The 14,046-nt window shown below is 61.0% G+C and carries 18 protein-coding genes and 1 tRNA gene; 9 read left to right on the forward strand and 10 right to left on the reverse strand.

All coding sequences use genetic code 11. The features are described 5' to 3' along the window. Positions 1-76 precede the first annotated feature (76 nt). The 5 genes from NKH43_RS06865 to NKH43_RS06885 all read left to right on the forward strand — a co-directional run bounded on the left by NKH43_RS06865 (position 77) and on the right by NKH43_RS06885 (position 4,834). Positions 77-640, forward strand: a complete 564-nt coding sequence (locus tag NKH43_RS06865; RefSeq protein ID WP_352857175.1) for a polysaccharide biosynthesis/export family protein — start codon at positions 77-79, stop codon at positions 638-640. A 12-nt stretch (positions 641-652) separates the two neighbouring features. Further along, the gene (locus NKH43_RS06870; RefSeq protein WP_352857177.1) at positions 653-1,777 is read left to right on the forward strand and encodes a glycosyltransferase family 4 protein; all 1,125 of its coding nucleotides are present in this window, start codon (positions 653-655) and stop codon (positions 1,775-1,777) included. 123 nt (positions 1,778-1,900) lie between these two features. Continuing rightward, positions 1,901-3,436 carry an undecaprenyl-phosphate glucose phosphotransferase gene (locus NKH43_RS06875; protein WP_352857179.1) on the forward strand — a complete coding sequence of 512 codons (1,536 nt, stop codon included), beginning with the start codon at positions 1,901-1,903 and terminating at the stop codon, positions 3,434-3,436. Beyond that, entirely contained in the window at positions 3,433-4,767 is a 1,335-nt protein-coding gene (locus tag NKH43_RS06880) for an O-antigen ligase family protein (protein ID WP_352857181.1), read from the forward strand. Before NKH43_RS06875 ends, NKH43_RS06880 begins: the two co-directional genes overlap by 4 nt. Next, positions 4,758-4,834 (forward strand) — tRNA-Pro (locus tag NKH43_RS06885). Before NKH43_RS06880 ends, NKH43_RS06885 begins: the two co-directional genes overlap by 10 nt. Before the next feature lie 713 nt (positions 4,835-5,547). Here NKH43_RS06885 and NKH43_RS06890 read toward each other — a convergent pair. Beyond that, positions 5,548-5,847 carry a DUF1236 domain-containing protein gene (locus tag NKH43_RS06890; protein WP_023717301.1) on the reverse strand — a complete coding sequence of 100 codons (300 nt, stop codon included), beginning with the start codon at positions 5,845-5,847 and terminating at the stop codon, positions 5,548-5,550. A gap of 499 nt (positions 5,848-6,346) precedes the next feature. Between NKH43_RS06890 and NKH43_RS06895 the strand changes: the two genes are divergently transcribed. Both NKH43_RS06895 and NKH43_RS06900 read left to right on the forward strand, forming a co-directional pair. Next, positions 6,347-6,580, forward strand: a complete 234-nt coding sequence (locus NKH43_RS06895) for a hypothetical protein (RefSeq protein ID WP_031193496.1) — start codon at positions 6,347-6,349, stop codon at positions 6,578-6,580. Positions 6,581-6,733: 153 nt separating this feature from the next. Next, on the forward strand, positions 6,734-6,928 hold the full coding sequence (locus NKH43_RS06900) for a hypothetical protein (RefSeq protein ID WP_023717300.1): 195 nt from the start codon (positions 6,734-6,736) through the stop codon (positions 6,926-6,928). Between the two features lie 38 nt (positions 6,929-6,966). Here the strand turns inward: NKH43_RS06900 and NKH43_RS06905 are convergent, their stop codons facing one another. Together NKH43_RS06905 and NKH43_RS06910 are read right to left on the reverse strand one after the other, a co-directional pair. Continuing rightward, the gene (locus NKH43_RS06905) at positions 6,967-7,425 is read right to left on the reverse strand and encodes a YbaK/EbsC family protein (protein WP_023717299.1); all 459 of its coding nucleotides are present in this window, start codon (positions 7,423-7,425) and stop codon (positions 6,967-6,969) included. Between the two features lie 118 nt (positions 7,426-7,543). Next, positions 7,544-7,822, reverse strand: coding sequence for a helix-turn-helix domain-containing protein (locus NKH43_RS06910; RefSeq protein WP_023674515.1), 279 nt, complete (start codon positions 7,820-7,822; stop codon positions 7,544-7,546). 317 nt (positions 7,823-8,139) lie between these two features. Between NKH43_RS06910 and NKH43_RS06915 the strand changes: the two genes are divergently transcribed. Next, positions 8,140-8,331 carry a hypothetical protein gene (locus NKH43_RS06915; RefSeq protein ID WP_023717295.1) on the forward strand — a complete coding sequence of 64 codons (192 nt, stop codon included), beginning with the start codon at positions 8,140-8,142 and terminating at the stop codon, positions 8,329-8,331. Between the two features lie 121 nt (positions 8,332-8,452). Here NKH43_RS06915 and NKH43_RS06920 read toward each other — a convergent pair whose 3' ends face one another. From NKH43_RS06920 to NKH43_RS06950, 7 genes are all read right to left on the reverse strand, one after another. Beyond that, positions 8,453-8,785, reverse strand: coding sequence for a hypothetical protein (locus tag NKH43_RS06920; protein WP_352857183.1), 333 nt, complete (start codon positions 8,783-8,785; stop codon positions 8,453-8,455). A gap of 75 nt (positions 8,786-8,860) precedes the next feature. Beyond that, positions 8,861-9,403: a MerR family transcriptional regulator gene (locus NKH43_RS06925; RefSeq protein WP_023717293.1), complete on the reverse strand. Its 543-nt coding sequence runs from the start codon at positions 9,401-9,403 to the stop codon at positions 8,861-8,863. A gap of 247 nt (positions 9,404-9,650) precedes the next feature. Then, positions 9,651-9,974: an integration host factor subunit alpha gene (locus NKH43_RS06930; RefSeq protein ID WP_023717292.1), complete on the reverse strand. Its 324-nt coding sequence runs from the start codon at positions 9,972-9,974 to the stop codon at positions 9,651-9,653. A gap of 104 nt (positions 9,975-10,078) precedes the next feature. Beyond that, the gene (locus tag NKH43_RS06935) at positions 10,079-11,050 is read right to left on the reverse strand and encodes a beta-ketoacyl-ACP synthase III (RefSeq protein WP_023717291.1); all 972 of its coding nucleotides are present in this window, start codon (positions 11,048-11,050) and stop codon (positions 10,079-10,081) included. 9 nt (positions 11,051-11,059) lie between these two features. Beyond that, positions 11,060-12,130, reverse strand: a complete 1,071-nt coding sequence (plsX, locus tag NKH43_RS06940) for a phosphate acyltransferase PlsX (RefSeq protein WP_352857185.1) — start codon at positions 12,128-12,130, stop codon at positions 11,060-11,062. A 123-nt stretch (positions 12,131-12,253) separates the two neighbouring features. Further along, positions 12,254-12,802, reverse strand: a complete 549-nt coding sequence (locus NKH43_RS06945; RefSeq protein ID WP_023717289.1) for a YceD family protein — start codon at positions 12,800-12,802, stop codon at positions 12,254-12,256. Between the two features lie 22 nt (positions 12,803-12,824). Beyond that, positions 12,825-13,382: a ubiquinol-cytochrome C chaperone family protein gene (locus NKH43_RS06950; protein ID WP_023717288.1), complete on the reverse strand. Its 558-nt coding sequence runs from the start codon at positions 13,380-13,382 to the stop codon at positions 12,825-12,827. A gap of 114 nt (positions 13,383-13,496) precedes the next feature. Here NKH43_RS06950 and NKH43_RS06955 point away from each other — a divergent pair, with 114 nt between their 5' ends. Continuing rightward, positions 13,497-14,030: an outer membrane protein assembly factor BamE gene (locus tag NKH43_RS06955; protein WP_023717287.1), complete on the forward strand. Its 534-nt coding sequence runs from the start codon at positions 13,497-13,499 to the stop codon at positions 14,028-14,030. The last annotated feature ends 16 nt before the right edge of the window (positions 14,031-14,046 follow it).

A 14,046-nucleotide genomic window follows, 5' to 3' on the forward strand; every position in this document is an offset into this window, starting at 1 on the left:
TAACAGGATGATAACCGAGCTCGATCGTTAAGGTTTGCCGCAGAGTCGCCGGCTATTCAAAGGTACGTGTCCGCTCATGAAAAGCACTGCTCCCCTTTTCCGCGCGCTGCTTGCCGTATCGATGCTTTCGGGCTGCTCAAGCTACCGGCCGACGCCGGCCGCCTTCCATGAAGTGCTCGACCAGCCCTATCGCCTCGGTGCCGGCGACCGCGTCCGCGTCACCGTGTTCGAGCAGGAAGGATTGACCAACAGCTACAGCGTCGACCAATCCGGCTATCTCTCGCTGCCGCTCGTCGGCAACGTGCCGGCGCGCGGCCACACCGCCCAGCAACTCGAGGGCGAGATCGCCGAGAAACTGCGCCAGGGCTATTTGCGCGATCCTGACGTTTCGGTCGAAATCGATCGCTACCGGCCGATCTTCGTCATGGGTGAAGTGGGCGCGGCGGGCCAATATTCCTACGTTCCGGGCCTGACCGTGCAGAAAGCCATCGCCATCGCCGGCGGCTTCACGCCACGCGCCAACCAGGAAAGCGTCGACATTACCCGCGACATCAACGGCAAGGTCATAACCGGACGCGTGGTAACCTCCGACCCGCTGTTGCCCGGCGATACAGTCTATGTTCGCGAACGCCTGTTTTGATGTGCTGACCAAGTGGCGGACACACTCAGGATCGTCCACTGCTTTCGCTCACCCGTCGGAGGCATCTTCCGGCATGTGCGCGACCTGACCGAGGCTCAGGTCGCCGCCGGCCATGCCGTCGGCATCGTCTGCGATTCGACCACTGGCGGCGATTTCGAGGAACGGCTGTTCGAACAGATGAAAGGCAGCCTGGCGCTCGGCATTCATCGCACACCGATGCAGCGGCATGTCGGGCCAGGCGATCTCGCTTCGGCCCGACGCACCTATAGGATCATAAAAGAATTGCGGCCGGACGTGCTGCACGGGCATGGCGCCAAAGGTGGCGCCTATGCCCGTCTGTTCGGCTCATTGTTGCGGGTATCCAGGTCTCGCGTAGCCCGCCTTTATTCGCCGCATGGCGGCTCACTCCACTATGACGAGACCACGGCGATGGGGAAGCTGTTCTTCGCGCTCGAGCGCTTCATGGCTCGCTTCACCGATTGCCTGCTGTTTGTTTCCGATTATGAGCGGCGGACTTATCGCAGGAAGGTCGGCGAGCCGCCCATTCCGAACGCTCTCGTCCACAACGGCCTGCGCGCCGCCGAGTTCGAGCCGGTGCAGACCGAGCACAATGCCGTCGACCTCCTCTATATCGGCATGATGCGCGACCTCAAGGGCCCGGACATCTTCATCGATGCACTGAGGCGAGCCGCAACACGGCTCGGTCGCCCATTGAAAGCGCTGATGGTCGGCGACGGCGACGACCTGCCGCGCTATCGCGCCCAGGTAGATCAGCTCGGCCTCGAGGTCAGCTTCCTGCCGCCGATGCCAGCCAGGCTCGCCTTCACGCTGGCCAAGCTGGTCGTCGTTCCCTCGCGCGCGGAAGCCATGCCTTATATCGTTCTGGAAACGCTTGCCGCCGGGAAGCCGCTAATCGCGACGTCGGTCGGGGGCATACCGGAAATCTTCGACACCGGCTCCCCTGCCCTGATCCGGCCCGACCCGCGCGAACTTGGCGACAAGATAAGTGCCGCTCTGGCCGATCTCGACGCCTACAAAGGCCTGATGCCCGGTGCCGCCGACCTCAAGGCACGGTTCGGCGCCGATGTAATGGCCGCCGAAATCGAAAAGGCCTATTTCGCCGCGCTCAAACAGTAGAGCAACTGATATCCACTCGGCTGCAAAAGGCCCCCGGTGAAAGCGTCTCCAAAGCCATCTGTTGTTTCAAGGGTTTCTTAGCTCTCTTTTGCTATTCACCTGAGGGAAACCTACGGACGCCCCATGAACGAAATCGACCCCGCGCGCCGTTTTTCGCTAGACGCGGTGCGCAAATTCGACGCCCCTGCCGAGAACAACACGGCCGGCGGCATGAACGACGTTGCCCGCCAGGTCGCCTCGCAATACCGGCGCGATACGATGTCGCCGATCATGGTCAGCGGCGTCCTGCGCATGGCGGAATTCGCGCTGCTGTTGGTGTCGGGTCTTGCCGTCTATTTCTACTATGTCGGCTTTTTCAACTATCTTGCCTGGCAATACTCGCTGACGATCGCCGCCACCTCGTTCCTCGCGGTCGTTCTGCTCGACGTCACGGACTGCTACCAGATCGTCGCGCTGATGCGGCCGATCGCCAATTTCGGCCGCCTCCTGCTGGTCTGGGCCGGAACCTTCGCCTTGATGGCGCTCACCGCCTTCACCATGAAAATGTCGGAAGACTATTCGCGCCTGCTCTTCGGCACGTGGTTCGTTATTGGCTTCGTGCTGATCCTGGGTCTCCGGCTGGTGATGTCGAAGCTGATCCGGCGCTGGGCGCGCGACGGGCGGATGGAGCGCCGCGCCGTCATCGTCGGCGGCGGCAAGGCGGCGGAGGTACTGATCCGCTCGGTCGAAAAGCAGCCCTACAACGACATCCGCATCTGCGGCATCTTCGACGATCGTGGTGACAAGCGTTCGCCGCCGGTTGTCGCCGGCTATCCCAAGCTCGGCACGATTTCCGAGCTCATCGAATTTGCCCGCATCGCGCGCATCGACATGCTGATCGTTTCGCTGCCGCTGACCGCCGAATCGCGCGTGCTGCAATTGTTGAAGAAGCTGTGGGTGCTGCCGGTCGACATCCGGCTGTCGGCGCATTCGAACGCGTTGCAGTTCAGGCCGCGCGCGTATTCGTACATCGGCTCGGTGCCGATGCTCGATATCTTCGACAAGCCTATCAACGACTGGGATTCGGTCGCGAAACGCGCCTTCGACATCGTCTTTTCGATCATCGGCATCATCGTGTTCTCGCCGGTGATGCTGGCGACCGCGATCGCGATCAAACTCGACAGCAAGGGGCCGGTGCTGTTCCACCAGAAGCGGCACGGCTTCAACAACGAGATCATCGACGTCTACAAGTTCCGGTCGATGTACACCGAAAAGGCGGACCCGACCGCGAAGCAGACCGTGACCAAGAACGATCCGCGCGTCACCCGCGTCGGCCGGTTCATCCGCAAGACCTCGATCGACGAATTGCCGCAGTTCTTCAATTCGCTGTTCGGTTCGCTGTCGCTGGTCGGGCCGCGCCCGCACGCCATTGCCGCGCAGTCTCACAACCTCCTCTACAATGAGGTGGTCGACGGCTATTTCGCCCGCCACAAGGTCAAACCCGGCGTGACCGGCTGGGCTCAGATCAATGGCTGGCGCGGCGAGATGGACACCAACGAGAAGATCCGCATGCGCACGGAATACGACCTCTATTACATCGAGAACTGGTCGCTGTTGTTCGACCTGAGAATCCTGTTCCTGACGCCGATCCGCCTGCTCAACACGGAAAATGCGTATTGAGCGCGACGGCCTACGAATTGCCGGCGGCGGTGGTCAACGCCAAGCTCATTGCAGTGATTGCGTCGGGGGCGGTTTTCCTCGGCGTCTTCCTGTCCGGTTTCGTCATTGCCGAACCGGCGCCGTACGATCTCTACATGATCGGGCTGATCGTGGTGTGGCCCTTGTTCGGCCTGCGCATCCAGCGCGCGGCGGTGCCACTTCTGGTGCTGCTGGTAATCATGAACATCGGCGGAATGATCTCGATGACGCAGATGTCGGACCTCGCCGGCACGCCGCTCTATCTCGCCGTCTCGCTGTTCCTGACCCTCACCGCGGTTTTCTTCGCTTCCGTAACGGCCGTCCAGCCCAGTCTCTACCGCGTGATCTTCGTCGCTTATGTCGTGTCGGCAGTGCTGACTTCGCTGGTCGGCATAGCCGGCTATTTCCATGCCTTTCCAGGAGCGGAGATCTTCACCAAATACGACCGTGCCGCCGGCGCCTTCCAGGACCCGAACGTGTTCGGGCCGTTCCTGGTGCTGCCGGGCATCTACCTGCTCTATCTGCTGCTTACCGGCTCGATCGCGCGCATGCCTCTATTGGCGGTGCCGCTGCTGATCATCACCGCCGGCATCTTCTTTTCCTTTTCGCGCGGCGCCTGGGGCATGTTCGCCGTTTCGGCGATCCTGCTGACCGGGGCCTTGTTCCTGCAGAGTGCCAGCGGCAAATTCCGGCTGCGCGTCGTCGTCATGACCATCGCCGCCGTCGGGCTGCTGGTCATTGCGATGATCGTCATCCTGCAACTGCCGGGCGTGGCGGAGATGTTCTCGAATCGCGCGCAACTCGAACAAAGCTACGACACCGCCCGCCTCGGCCGCTTCGCCCGCTACACGATCGGCTTTCAGATGGCGCTGGAGCATCCGTTCGGCATCGGCCCGCTCGTCTTCGGCAAGATGTTCGGCGAGGACACACACGACATCTGGTTGAAGATGCTGATGGATTACGGCTGGCTCGGCTTCGTGTCGTTCCTGACGCTGACGTGCTGGACGATCGCCGCCGGCTTCCGCATTCTGCTGCGCGACCGGCCCTGGCAGCCTTATCTACTATGCGCCTATGTCGCCTTCATCGGCAATATCGGGCTCGGCACCTTCATCGACATCGACCACTGGCGCCATGTCTACCTGCTGCTCGGCCTGATCTGGGGCGCCATCGCGCTCGAATACCGCCATCAGTGGCAGTTGCGGGCGGCGCGGCGCCCGCAACCTCCGTTGCTGTTGCTTCAGGCCGGACAGCAGCCGAATTCGGTTGACCGGACCCAGTCTATCACGATACATCGCGACCGGTCCGGAGTGTAGCGCAGCCCGGTAGCGCACTTGACTGGGGGTCAAGGGGTCGTCGGTTCGAATCCGGCCACTCCGACCATTAAATCCAAAGGCTTAGCCAGTTCCCCCAACTGGCCATACAGAATAGCCGCATTGCAGCCAGCGCAACACGATTTCGACCAAGGGCTTCGCTCGCCAGGTCAATGTGGAATAGCCCAAACCAGCATGCAAAAAGCTCGCGCCTTCTGGGAGAAGGACGCGGGCAGATCGGTGCAACCCGATCTGGCAGCAATTCTTATGAGGAGGGACTTGCTGCGTTGAGATGAACCGTCGCGCCGGCCGGGTTGTTCCATCGAGTAAATAAAAACCCGCCGCACATGAAGTACGGCGGGGCCGATCAAGCGCTGTTGCACCAGGCGGGGGACTCGGGTGGGCGGGGTTGCCAGGTGCGCGCGGATCAAGTTGACATTAGGCGCATGAGCGGTAGCGCGTCCACCAACCGGCGGTTGGAACGAACTGGTTCAACGCCGGCGGCCGGCTTGGCCTGAAACTTTTTCAGGGCGGCAGCGACGGGGTCAGGAAAGTCGAGCAAGCGCAACGTGCCCGGCCCTCGTTGCTTGCGGGAATGCCGGAAGGATCAATGGCAGCAAGCATGAAGAACCCAACCTGGATGCTGGCGGCCTGGGAACGAAACGTGGCAGCTCACCCCGCCGGTTTCCGTGAGGACGCGAGCGCATCGTCCGCTACCGCGATTGGCGGCTGAACGCAAACAAGCCCGCCGCTTTTTCGGCACGGCGGGCTTCAGGCAGAAAATCAATCGTAGATCTTAACAATTTTGCGGGTACCTGGATCAACCAGGACGGTTCGTCCCTCGACGACTACATAGCGGTACTGAACGTCCGGCACTTCGTAAAGCTCGACTGTGTCGGGCAGGGCGGTGCCAATGTTGAGCTCAACACCGGGAAGGCTCAGGGATGCTACCGGCTTCTTCTTTACATACTCCCGGATCACCGTGTCTTGCTCAGGCTGAATGATGACGTCCTGAGCAGCGGCGGTTCCGATACCTACGAAAAGAAAGATTCCTGTCGCAGCAGATAAAAGTTGCTTTCCCATATAGCAATCCTCCAGCGAGGCAACCTTCCGCTACGGTGCTTGATGCTTCCGTGCGGGGCTACTTACCTAAACGAGCCGAAAGACTTGTTGTTCCGCTGGCGGTGGGCGAACTCCGGTGCCATGGCCATGAGGCCGCCTACAAACAAGCACCTGCTCAAGGCTTAGTTTCTTCCCGGGGAGGAGCTTTTGGGTCAGGACAATCAGGATAGGGCAATTCTTCACACGGAGAGGGCCTGTCGCCAACGCTGCCATAATGTTCCACGAGTTTTGCGAAACCGTAGGCGAAGGCGAAAAGAAGCATTAGGACAACCGCTATACGGACGGCCATACCGTATTGTAGCAGGATCCTCCCATTGGAGCGCGGGCGGCGTTTTTAATACGTTCGAATGTTGAGTTCGAAAAAGGTTGGCTCTAGTTAAATTGCCGTCGTCCGCAGTTGTAAGGGCGAGCGGACGCTTCGAAGATGACACGCCCTTTCGGCCTTTTCGGGAGAGATGCAATGTCGCTTCAAGGAGCTACCTGTCCTGCCGAGCTGACCATGTTGGCCAAAGCACTTGATGCCCGATGCCGTGAACTAGGCCTCGCTGACGGCGATCCAGGCAGAGAAGTGCTCGGCCGCAGGGTGATGGATTTGTTCGAAAGTGGTCAGCTCAGCGCCGAAGATTTGAGACTGGCTCTGAGCGGCGAGATTTTTTACGCCAAAAATCCTCCGGCCGGAGGCAGTGGGTTTTGATACGGCAAGCGGCTATCCGCGCAACCATTTGAATTATTGGTCCAGCGTAGGCTTCCGTGCACGCAAGGGCGCGCGTGAACAAATGTGATTTTGCGGTCGGTGCCAGACGGGCTAATCTTCTCAACGAATATCCAATGAAAGAGGAGAATGATCATGAAGACATTCCTCGCAACAGCCGCCGCACTGACCCTGTCCATATCCGCTGCCTCTGCGGATTGCCCCGCGCATTCAAAGGTCCAGGCATCGGTCGACACGCAGACGAGGACAGCGAGCGTCGAGAAGGCCGATATGTCGACAGCCGCGGACGCTCAGACGATCAAGAAAGAAGAGCCACAGAAGACCGAATAGCGGTAACGCTCACCGGATCCCACGACCCGGATAAAGGGCTACTGGCAGACATCCACCCACTCGGCGTCGACGAGTTCGGCCATGCGTTGCGGGCTGAGCCGGACGGCGGCGTTCGTCGCGCCTGCGGCGGGGACGACCTCGTCAAAGGCGCGCAGCGAGACGTCGCAGTACACCGGGAGCGGTGCCGGTAGGCCGAACGGGCACACCCCACCGACGGGATGACCGGTCGCGGCGAGCACCTGCTCGGCATCCAGCATTCGCGCCTTGCCGCCGAACCGGTCCTTGAATTTGCGATTGTCCAGCCTGGAGATGCCGCTGGCCACGATCAGCATCGTCTGGTCGCCGGCGCGCAGGCAGATCGTCTTGGCAATCTGCGCCGGCGCTACGCCATGCGCTTCGGCAGCCAGAGGCACCGTCGCCGAGCTGGCTTGCGTAACGATGACGTCGATTTCGGGCGCGTGGGCGACGAAGAAAGCGCGAACGGATTCGAGGCTCATCTCCGGCGATTTCCGTCTCGCGTCGCCGTGGCGGCCGGCAAGTCCGCTACGTGGCCGGAAAACGAAGCTCGCCAGGGCAACCCATGGCGAGCTCGTCGAATAAACGCATGGCACGCCGCTACGACACGGACCGCCTTTTCGCAGGCAACACGGCTTCGTCGAACAGAGCGCTTTCCGGAAGCTGAAGCGCGGAGGCAATACGCCGACGTTTCGAAGGATCGGCATCCTTGCCGCTTTCGATGTCGGCAATCTCATAGGCTGCCAGCCCGCACGCCAGGGACAGCTCTTCGATGCTGTATCCACGGGCTTCCCGGGCGGTTCGGACGGCACTGCGTTCAGGCGTAACCGCGCTCGCCGCCAATTCGGAGTAAGGTTCGCGTTTTGCTATTTGGGGCATTGGCAACTCCGTGGGATGAAAGAGTTAGATCAAATCATGTTGTTGCCTGAGACGATCGGGAGAATGCCCGCTCGCCGGTGATTTGCCAAGCATCAAAGATAGCGTCACGGCATCGTGAACCGACGCCGGAATGAATGGCGGATGCCGGCGCGCTCATATCTGGCTTGATGGTCGGCAGACACAGTTCGGAAACAAAATTCTACAGGCCGGAAAAACTGCCGAAAAACTCCAAGGCGATAGTCCTGACCGCAGTGCTCGAGTCACCGACCTGAATCGGTGACGCTCAAATTCGCCCTGCGCAAAAAGGAAACGATGTCATGAAGAAGTCTCTTCTCTCCGCCCTTGGACTTGCAATCGCACTTGCCCTTTCGATGCCGATCATCGGCGCGAGCAGCGCGAGTGCAGCGACGATGCACACCACCGTCAAGAAGCATCACCGCCATCACTACCATCACCGCGTCCACCACTACCGCCATCATCACAAGAAGGTCGTGGCGAAGAAGTACTGAAAACGCCTTGGGATAGACAGCCAGCAAGCAGGCGTTCTTGGTCTTTGATCAAGGGCGGCCAGCTTGCCGGCTTTGCCGCGTCGACGAAATGGCGGCGGTCCCGCTGACCACCGCATTTCCTCTACCTTGAACGCGCTCGCGGCGCTTTTTGCTGCCGGCCACCGAGGAAGAGACTGGCGACCAGCCCGACCAGAACCAGCCCGACAGCGGCCGCCGTCGCCGGGTGATCACGGGCGGTCTTCTCGATCGCCCAACCTTGCCTTCTGATTGCCGGCAAGGTGTCGCCGAGACGCTCGGCGATATCCGAATAATAGTCCGACGCGGTATCGCGACCGTCTTCGTAATAGGCGCCGCCCCGCTTCAACCCGGCTTTCTTCAAAGTGGCCAGTTCCCTGGTCAGGGCCGCGACCTGCTTGTTCAGATCGGTGTCGGAGATGCTCGAAAGCGATGCCATGACGTGGTTCCTTCATCTGCAGAAGGAAGCCTAACGCATGACCCCGAAGACCGTTCCGGCCAGCCCCGGCGGGCTTTAGCGAACCTGATCGAGCAGGCGCTTGCATTCGAGCAGGTCGAACAGCGCCTCCTGCAGCAATGCGCGATTATCACGGGAAAGTTTTGACGTGTCCGGCGGAACCGGGCCTTCCTCGTCGGTCTTGCCGATGCCGAAAAAACGACGGCTGGGTTTCACCCTCGGTTGGCCGACCAGCATCTCGTCGTCCGGGCCGCGCGGCTGCGCCGCTTGCGTCAGCGGTACCGCGTCAGCCTGCCGGCGCTGCGAGATCGCCTCGACCGCCGCCATGTCGCCATTGCCGACGGCGATCAAAAACTGGTTGCCGTTCTCGCGCAACAGCTTCTGTACGCCCTTGATCGTATAGCCCTGATCGTAGAGCATGTGGCGAATGCCCTTGATCAGCTCGACGTCCTGCGGCCGGTAGTAGCGGCGGCCGCCGCCGCGCTTCATCGGCTTGATCTGGTTGAAACGCGTCTCCCAGAAGCGCAGCACGTGCTGCGGCAAATCCAGATCCTCCGCGACCTCGCTGATGGTGCGGAAAGCATCGGGGCTCTTGTCCATGGGCGAATCCTCACGCTAGAGCATGATCGCGAAAGGCGGGGACCGGTTTTTGGGCAACATCACGGTAAAACAAAGAGAGCAGCTTTTCCGTCCACCGGGGCGGATCACACCCAAATACCGATCCGGCCTGCCGAATCGCATCTTATTTCAGCGGTTTATGAAACAATATTCAAGCCCGGCGTAAAAGCAGGCTTCGTTTTTCAACCGAAGCCTGAAGCATGGATTCTCGGCAAGGGAGATCGGGAATCTACTTGCTGCCCTTGGCCTTGCTGTTTTGATGGGAGCGCAGGATGCGGTTCTTCAGCACGTTCGATGACTTGAAGGTCATCACCCGGCGCGGCAGGATCGGCACTTCCTCACCGGTCTTGGGATTGCGCCCGATGCGTTCGTTCTTGGAACGGACATGGAAGGTCGCGAAGGACGACAGTTTCACCGTCTCACCGCGAACGATCGCCTCGCAGATCTCATTCAGCACCGCCTCGACAAGCTCGGCCGATTCAGTACGCGACAGCCCAACCTTGCGGTAAACGGCTTCGGCGAGGTCGGCGCGCGTAAGTGTCTTTCCCCCCATACGAACCGTCCCATCAGCTCAAAAAATAAAATCGATACAAGCAACGGCAGAACCTAAGTAATTGATCCGTCAAGGTCAAGGACCCGAACCCGTTAGTTCGGCACTTACCAACGCAGCAGGACGGCGCCCCAGGTGAAGCCGCCGCCCATCGCCTCAAGCAGCACCAGGTCACCCTTTTTGATGCGGCCGTCGGCGACGGCCGCGGATAGTGCCAGCGGCACGGAAGCAGCCGATGTGTTACCGTGCAAATCGACGGTCACCACCACCTTCCGCTCCTCTATCCCGAGCTTTTTGGCCGAAGCATCAATAATTCGTTTATTGGCTTGATGCGGCACGAACCAGTCGAGATCAGCGGCGCTGATGCCGGCCTGTGCGAACGTCGCCTCGATGACGTCGGTGATCATGCCGACCGCATGCTTGAACACTTCGCGGCCTTCCATCCTGAGGTGCCCGACCGTTCCGGTAGTCGACGGCCCACCGTCGACAAAAAGCTTGTCCTTGTGGATGCCGTCGGAGCGCAGGCTGGCCGCCAGAACGCCTCGGTCGGCGATGCCGCCTGCCCCCGTGCCTGCTTCCAGCACTATCGCGCCGGCGCCGTCGCCGAACAAAACGCAGGTCGAGCGGTCGTTCCAGTCGAGAATGCGCGAAAACGTTTCCGAGCCGATCACCAGCACCCGTCTGGCCAAGCCGCCGCGGATATAGAGGTCGGCGGTCGTCACCGCATAGACAAAACCCGAGCAGACCGCCTGCAGGTCGAAGGCAAAACCGTGGTGCATGCCGAGCCGGTTCTGGATCTCGACTGCGGTCGCGGGAAAGGTGTTGTTGGGCGTCGAGGTCGCCAGCACGATCAGGTCGATGTCGTCAGCCGTCAGGCCGGCGCTGTCGAGGGCTGCGCGCGCTGCCGCCTCACCCAGAGAGGCCGTCGTCTCGTCGTCGGCCGCAATGTGGCGCTGGCGAATACCGGTACGCTGGACGATCCATTCGTCCGAGGTCTCGACCATGCCTTCAAAATCGGCATTCTTCATAATGCGGCGGGGCAGCGCGGCGCCCGTGCCGCGCACGACTGATCTGATCAATGCTCTTTCCTATTCCTTTGCGTCGATGACGACGTCGGATTTCCGGATTGTCTGGGCATTCGGATTGCGGGCATGGAACAGGTCGAGATCGGCCTCGATGCGCTCAAGCAGATTGTTGCGCACCATGTCGTAGCCGAGCTCGATCGCCGCAGCGAAGCCATCCGAATCAGCCCCGCCATGGCTTTTCACCACGATGCCGTTCAATCCCAGGAAGACGCCGCCATTGGAGCGGCCGACATCCATCTTCTCGCGCAGGCGATCGAAGGCGGTCTTGGCGAAGATATAGCCGATCCTGGCCATCAGTGTCCGGTTCATCGCGGCGCGCAGGTAGCCGGCGATCTGCCTGACCGTGCCTTCCGCCGTCTTGAGCGCGATATTGCCGGCAAATCCTTCGGTAACGACGACGTCGACACTGCCCTTGCCGATGTCGTCACCCTCGACAAAGCCATGGTAGTTCATCGAGGCCATGTTGGCCTCGCGCAGCATACGGCCTGCTTCCTTGACCTCCTCCTGACCCTTGATCTCCTCGACGCCGACATTGAGCAGGCCGACGCTCGGCCGTTCGATGCCGAAAACCGAGCGCGCCATGCCGGTACCCAGAATGGCAAAATCAACCAGTTGATGCGCATCCGCACCGATGGTTGCGCCGACGTCCAGCACCACGCTTTCGCCGCGCAATGTCGGCCAGAGCGCCGCAATCGCCGGGCGGTCGATGGTCGCCATGGTGCGAAGGCAGAATCTGGACATCGCCATCAGTGCGCCGGTATTGCCAGCCGAGATGCAGGCGTCCGCCGTGCCTGCCTTGACCGCTTCGACGGCTTTCCACATCGATGACTTCCAGCGGCCATGGCGCAGTGCCTGGCTCGGCTTGTCGTCCATCCGGACTGCGATCTCGCAGTGGATGAACTCGCTCACCTCCGCTAGCTTGGGGAATTTGGCGAGTTCAGGCCTTACCGCTTCTTCGCGCCCATAGATGACGAAGCGTATGTCCGGACGGCGGGTGGCGACAGTCATGAGCGCCGGGATGACCACGCTTGGCCCGTGATCGCCGCCCATGGCATCGATGGAAATCCTGATCACGCGGTGTTCATCTCACGGTTGCTTGGCCAGCGGGCTTGCCAAGGTACGGGGCTCGCGAAGGTTCGGCGAAAATAACGGTTTTGGGCTGCCGCACAACCAACTTTTCTCAAATTGGGTCAGCCATCAGGATTTTCCCAGCAGTGATCTGAGCTTTTGCTGGAATTCATTCTCCACAGGCTCGGCATCGCCGGCGGCCTCCAGCGACACACCCGGCTTGCGCGGATAGGGATCGATCGCCAAGCCAAAGAACTGTTCGGCAAGCGCCCCGACGTCGATCGCGTCGCCGGAAAAGGTTTCCGGGCTGTCCGGCCCTTCGGCGTCGAGCAGGATCTCACCGCCACCGTCGAAACCTTGCCGCCCGAGCTTGGATTGTTCCGGCAGGAACAGCGCCTCGACCGGCTCGTCGATATGCGCCTCGACCGGGTCGAGAGTGACGATGCAGGCCTGCGTTATATCGGCCTCGACATGGCCGCTGACTTTCACCCCATTGCGCTTCCACGGCTCGATCAGAAGTTCGGCGCGATAGTTCTCGACCGAAAGCAGCTCATGCTCGACGGCCAGTATGGCGCGCTGCCCGGCGTCGGCATCGATCACCACCGGCAGCCCTTTTTGCGGCATCCGGGCGACATTTGCCAGGAATGACACTGGGCTGTGGGTATCAGGATGTTTCATCTTCGCCTCCACTTCGCCGCCTTCATTCGGCCTGCCTTCGCTCAGAGTTGGCCACTGGAAATGCCACCGTGCCGGAAACGATCGATTCGGTCGGCTGTTGCGTGAGTTGCCTTGATGCATCGGCGGCATAGAGTGCCAGTTGCGACGCTTGCGGCCAGGCGCCGGCATCCGGCCTGACATTGCGGGAAAGGGCGGCGGCAAGCGCATCATGGTCATTTCGTTTCAGCGCATCGTCATAGGCGGCGGTACGGCCATAGAACATCTTCGCCAGTTTCCGCATTCGCTTCGGCACGCCGACGTCGCCAATGCCCAATTCCCGCAACGAATGTTCGACATCCATGAAGAACTCGTCGATCAGCACCTGCGCAACCTCTGCCGCAGCACCGCCCTCGCCGCGCAACCGGTGCTGGAACAGGAACATGTGCAACGACAGCATCTCGAAGCGGCCGAGCGGCGTGTCCGGCACGTTCCAGGCGGAATAAAACACCGGTTGCCGCGCCGCCGCCACGATTTGTGCGTAAAGCGCCTCGGTGATGGCGCGGTTGGCGTGACGTTCGCGGCCAAAGAGGCGCTGGAACATTTGAGGGTGGTCTCCCGGGACCGTTTGTTGAAGTGGCCTTGTTGCATCGGCAAGCAAGCTGGTTTACCGGTTTTGCGGCCCAGCGCAAGTTGCGGCCAGCTTATGGAGTTGTAGTTGCGCGCGCTGAAATTCAAGTCGACTTTCCTGCCTAGGCCCGCCGGTGCGGTTTCGCTGCTGGTGATCGCTGCGGCGCTTTCCGCCTGCAATTCGTCCAAGATGATCGGCGATCTCAATCCGAGCGAGACGCTGACGCAGGGCTACGTCATCGACCAGCAGGCGATCGACCTGGTGCCGGTCGGCTCGAGCCGCGAACAGGTGCTGCTGGCGCTCGGCACTCCCTCGACGAAGGCGACCTTCGACAACGAGGCCTTTTATTACATTTCGCAGACGCGCAAGCGATATGTCGCCTTCGACAAGCCGCGGCTAGTCGACCAGCATGTGCTGGCGGTCTATTTTGGCGATGACGGGCGCGTCACCCAGATCGCCAATTACGGCCTGAAGGACGGCAAGGTGTTTGACTTCATCTCGCGCACCACGCCGACCGGCGGCAAGGACCAGAACTTCCTCAGCCAGATCATCAGTGGCGCCAGCAAGCTGACGCCTGGTGTTCCGGGCGCCAGCGGCGGCAGTACGCTCGGCGGCACCTGATCCACTCGACGGTGTC

The sequence above is a fragment of the Mesorhizobium sp. M1163 genome (genome assembly GCF_040318415.1).
Lineage (GTDB): Bacteria > Pseudomonadota > Alphaproteobacteria > Rhizobiales > Rhizobiaceae > Mesorhizobium.

What these genes read in the sequence shown, in the direction of transcription:
- NKH43_RS06915 (WP_023717295.1), top strand. Translation starts at nt 8,140, where the DNA reads ATGAAGAAGTCTCTTCTCTCCGCCCTTGGACTTGCAATCGCACTTGCC.
- NKH43_RS06950 (WP_023717288.1), bottom strand. Translation starts at nt 13,382, where the DNA reads ATGTTCCAGCGCCTCTTTGGCCGCGAACGTCACGCCAACCGCGCCATC.
- NKH43_RS06865 (WP_352857175.1), top strand. Translation starts at nt 77, where the DNA reads ATGAAAAGCACTGCTCCCCTTTTCCGCGCGCTGCTTGCCGTATCGATG.
- NKH43_RS06895 (WP_031193496.1), top strand. Translation starts at nt 6,347, where the DNA reads ATGTCGCTTCAAGGAGCTACCTGTCCTGCCGAGCTGACCATGTTGGCC.
- NKH43_RS06920 (WP_352857183.1), bottom strand. Translation starts at nt 8,785, where the DNA reads ATGGCATCGCTTTCGAGCATCTCCGACACCGATCTGAACAAGCAGGTC.
- NKH43_RS06945 (WP_023717289.1), bottom strand. Translation starts at nt 12,802, where the DNA reads ATGAAACATCCTGATACCCACAGCCCAGTGTCATTCCTGGCAAATGTC.
- NKH43_RS06890 (WP_023717301.1), bottom strand. Translation starts at nt 5,847, where the DNA reads ATGGGAAAGCAACTTTTATCTGCTGCGACAGGAATCTTTCTTTTCGTA.
- NKH43_RS06925 (WP_023717293.1), bottom strand. Translation starts at nt 9,403, where the DNA reads ATGGACAAGAGCCCCGATGCTTTCCGCACCATCAGCGAGGTCGCGGAG.
- NKH43_RS06910 (WP_023674515.1), bottom strand. Translation starts at nt 7,822, where the DNA reads ATGCCCCAAATAGCAAAACGCGAACCTTACTCCGAATTGGCGGCGAGC.
- NKH43_RS06900 (WP_023717300.1), top strand. Translation starts at nt 6,734, where the DNA reads ATGAAGACATTCCTCGCAACAGCCGCCGCACTGACCCTGTCCATATCC.
- NKH43_RS06905 (WP_023717299.1), bottom strand. Translation starts at nt 7,425, where the DNA reads ATGAGCCTCGAATCCGTTCGCGCTTTCTTCGTCGCCCACGCGCCCGAA.
- NKH43_RS06930 (WP_023717292.1), bottom strand. Translation starts at nt 9,974, where the DNA reads ATGGGGGGAAAGACACTTACGCGCGCCGACCTCGCCGAAGCCGTTTAC.
- NKH43_RS06875 (WP_352857179.1), top strand. Translation starts at nt 1,901, where the DNA reads ATGAACGAAATCGACCCCGCGCGCCGTTTTTCGCTAGACGCGGTGCGC.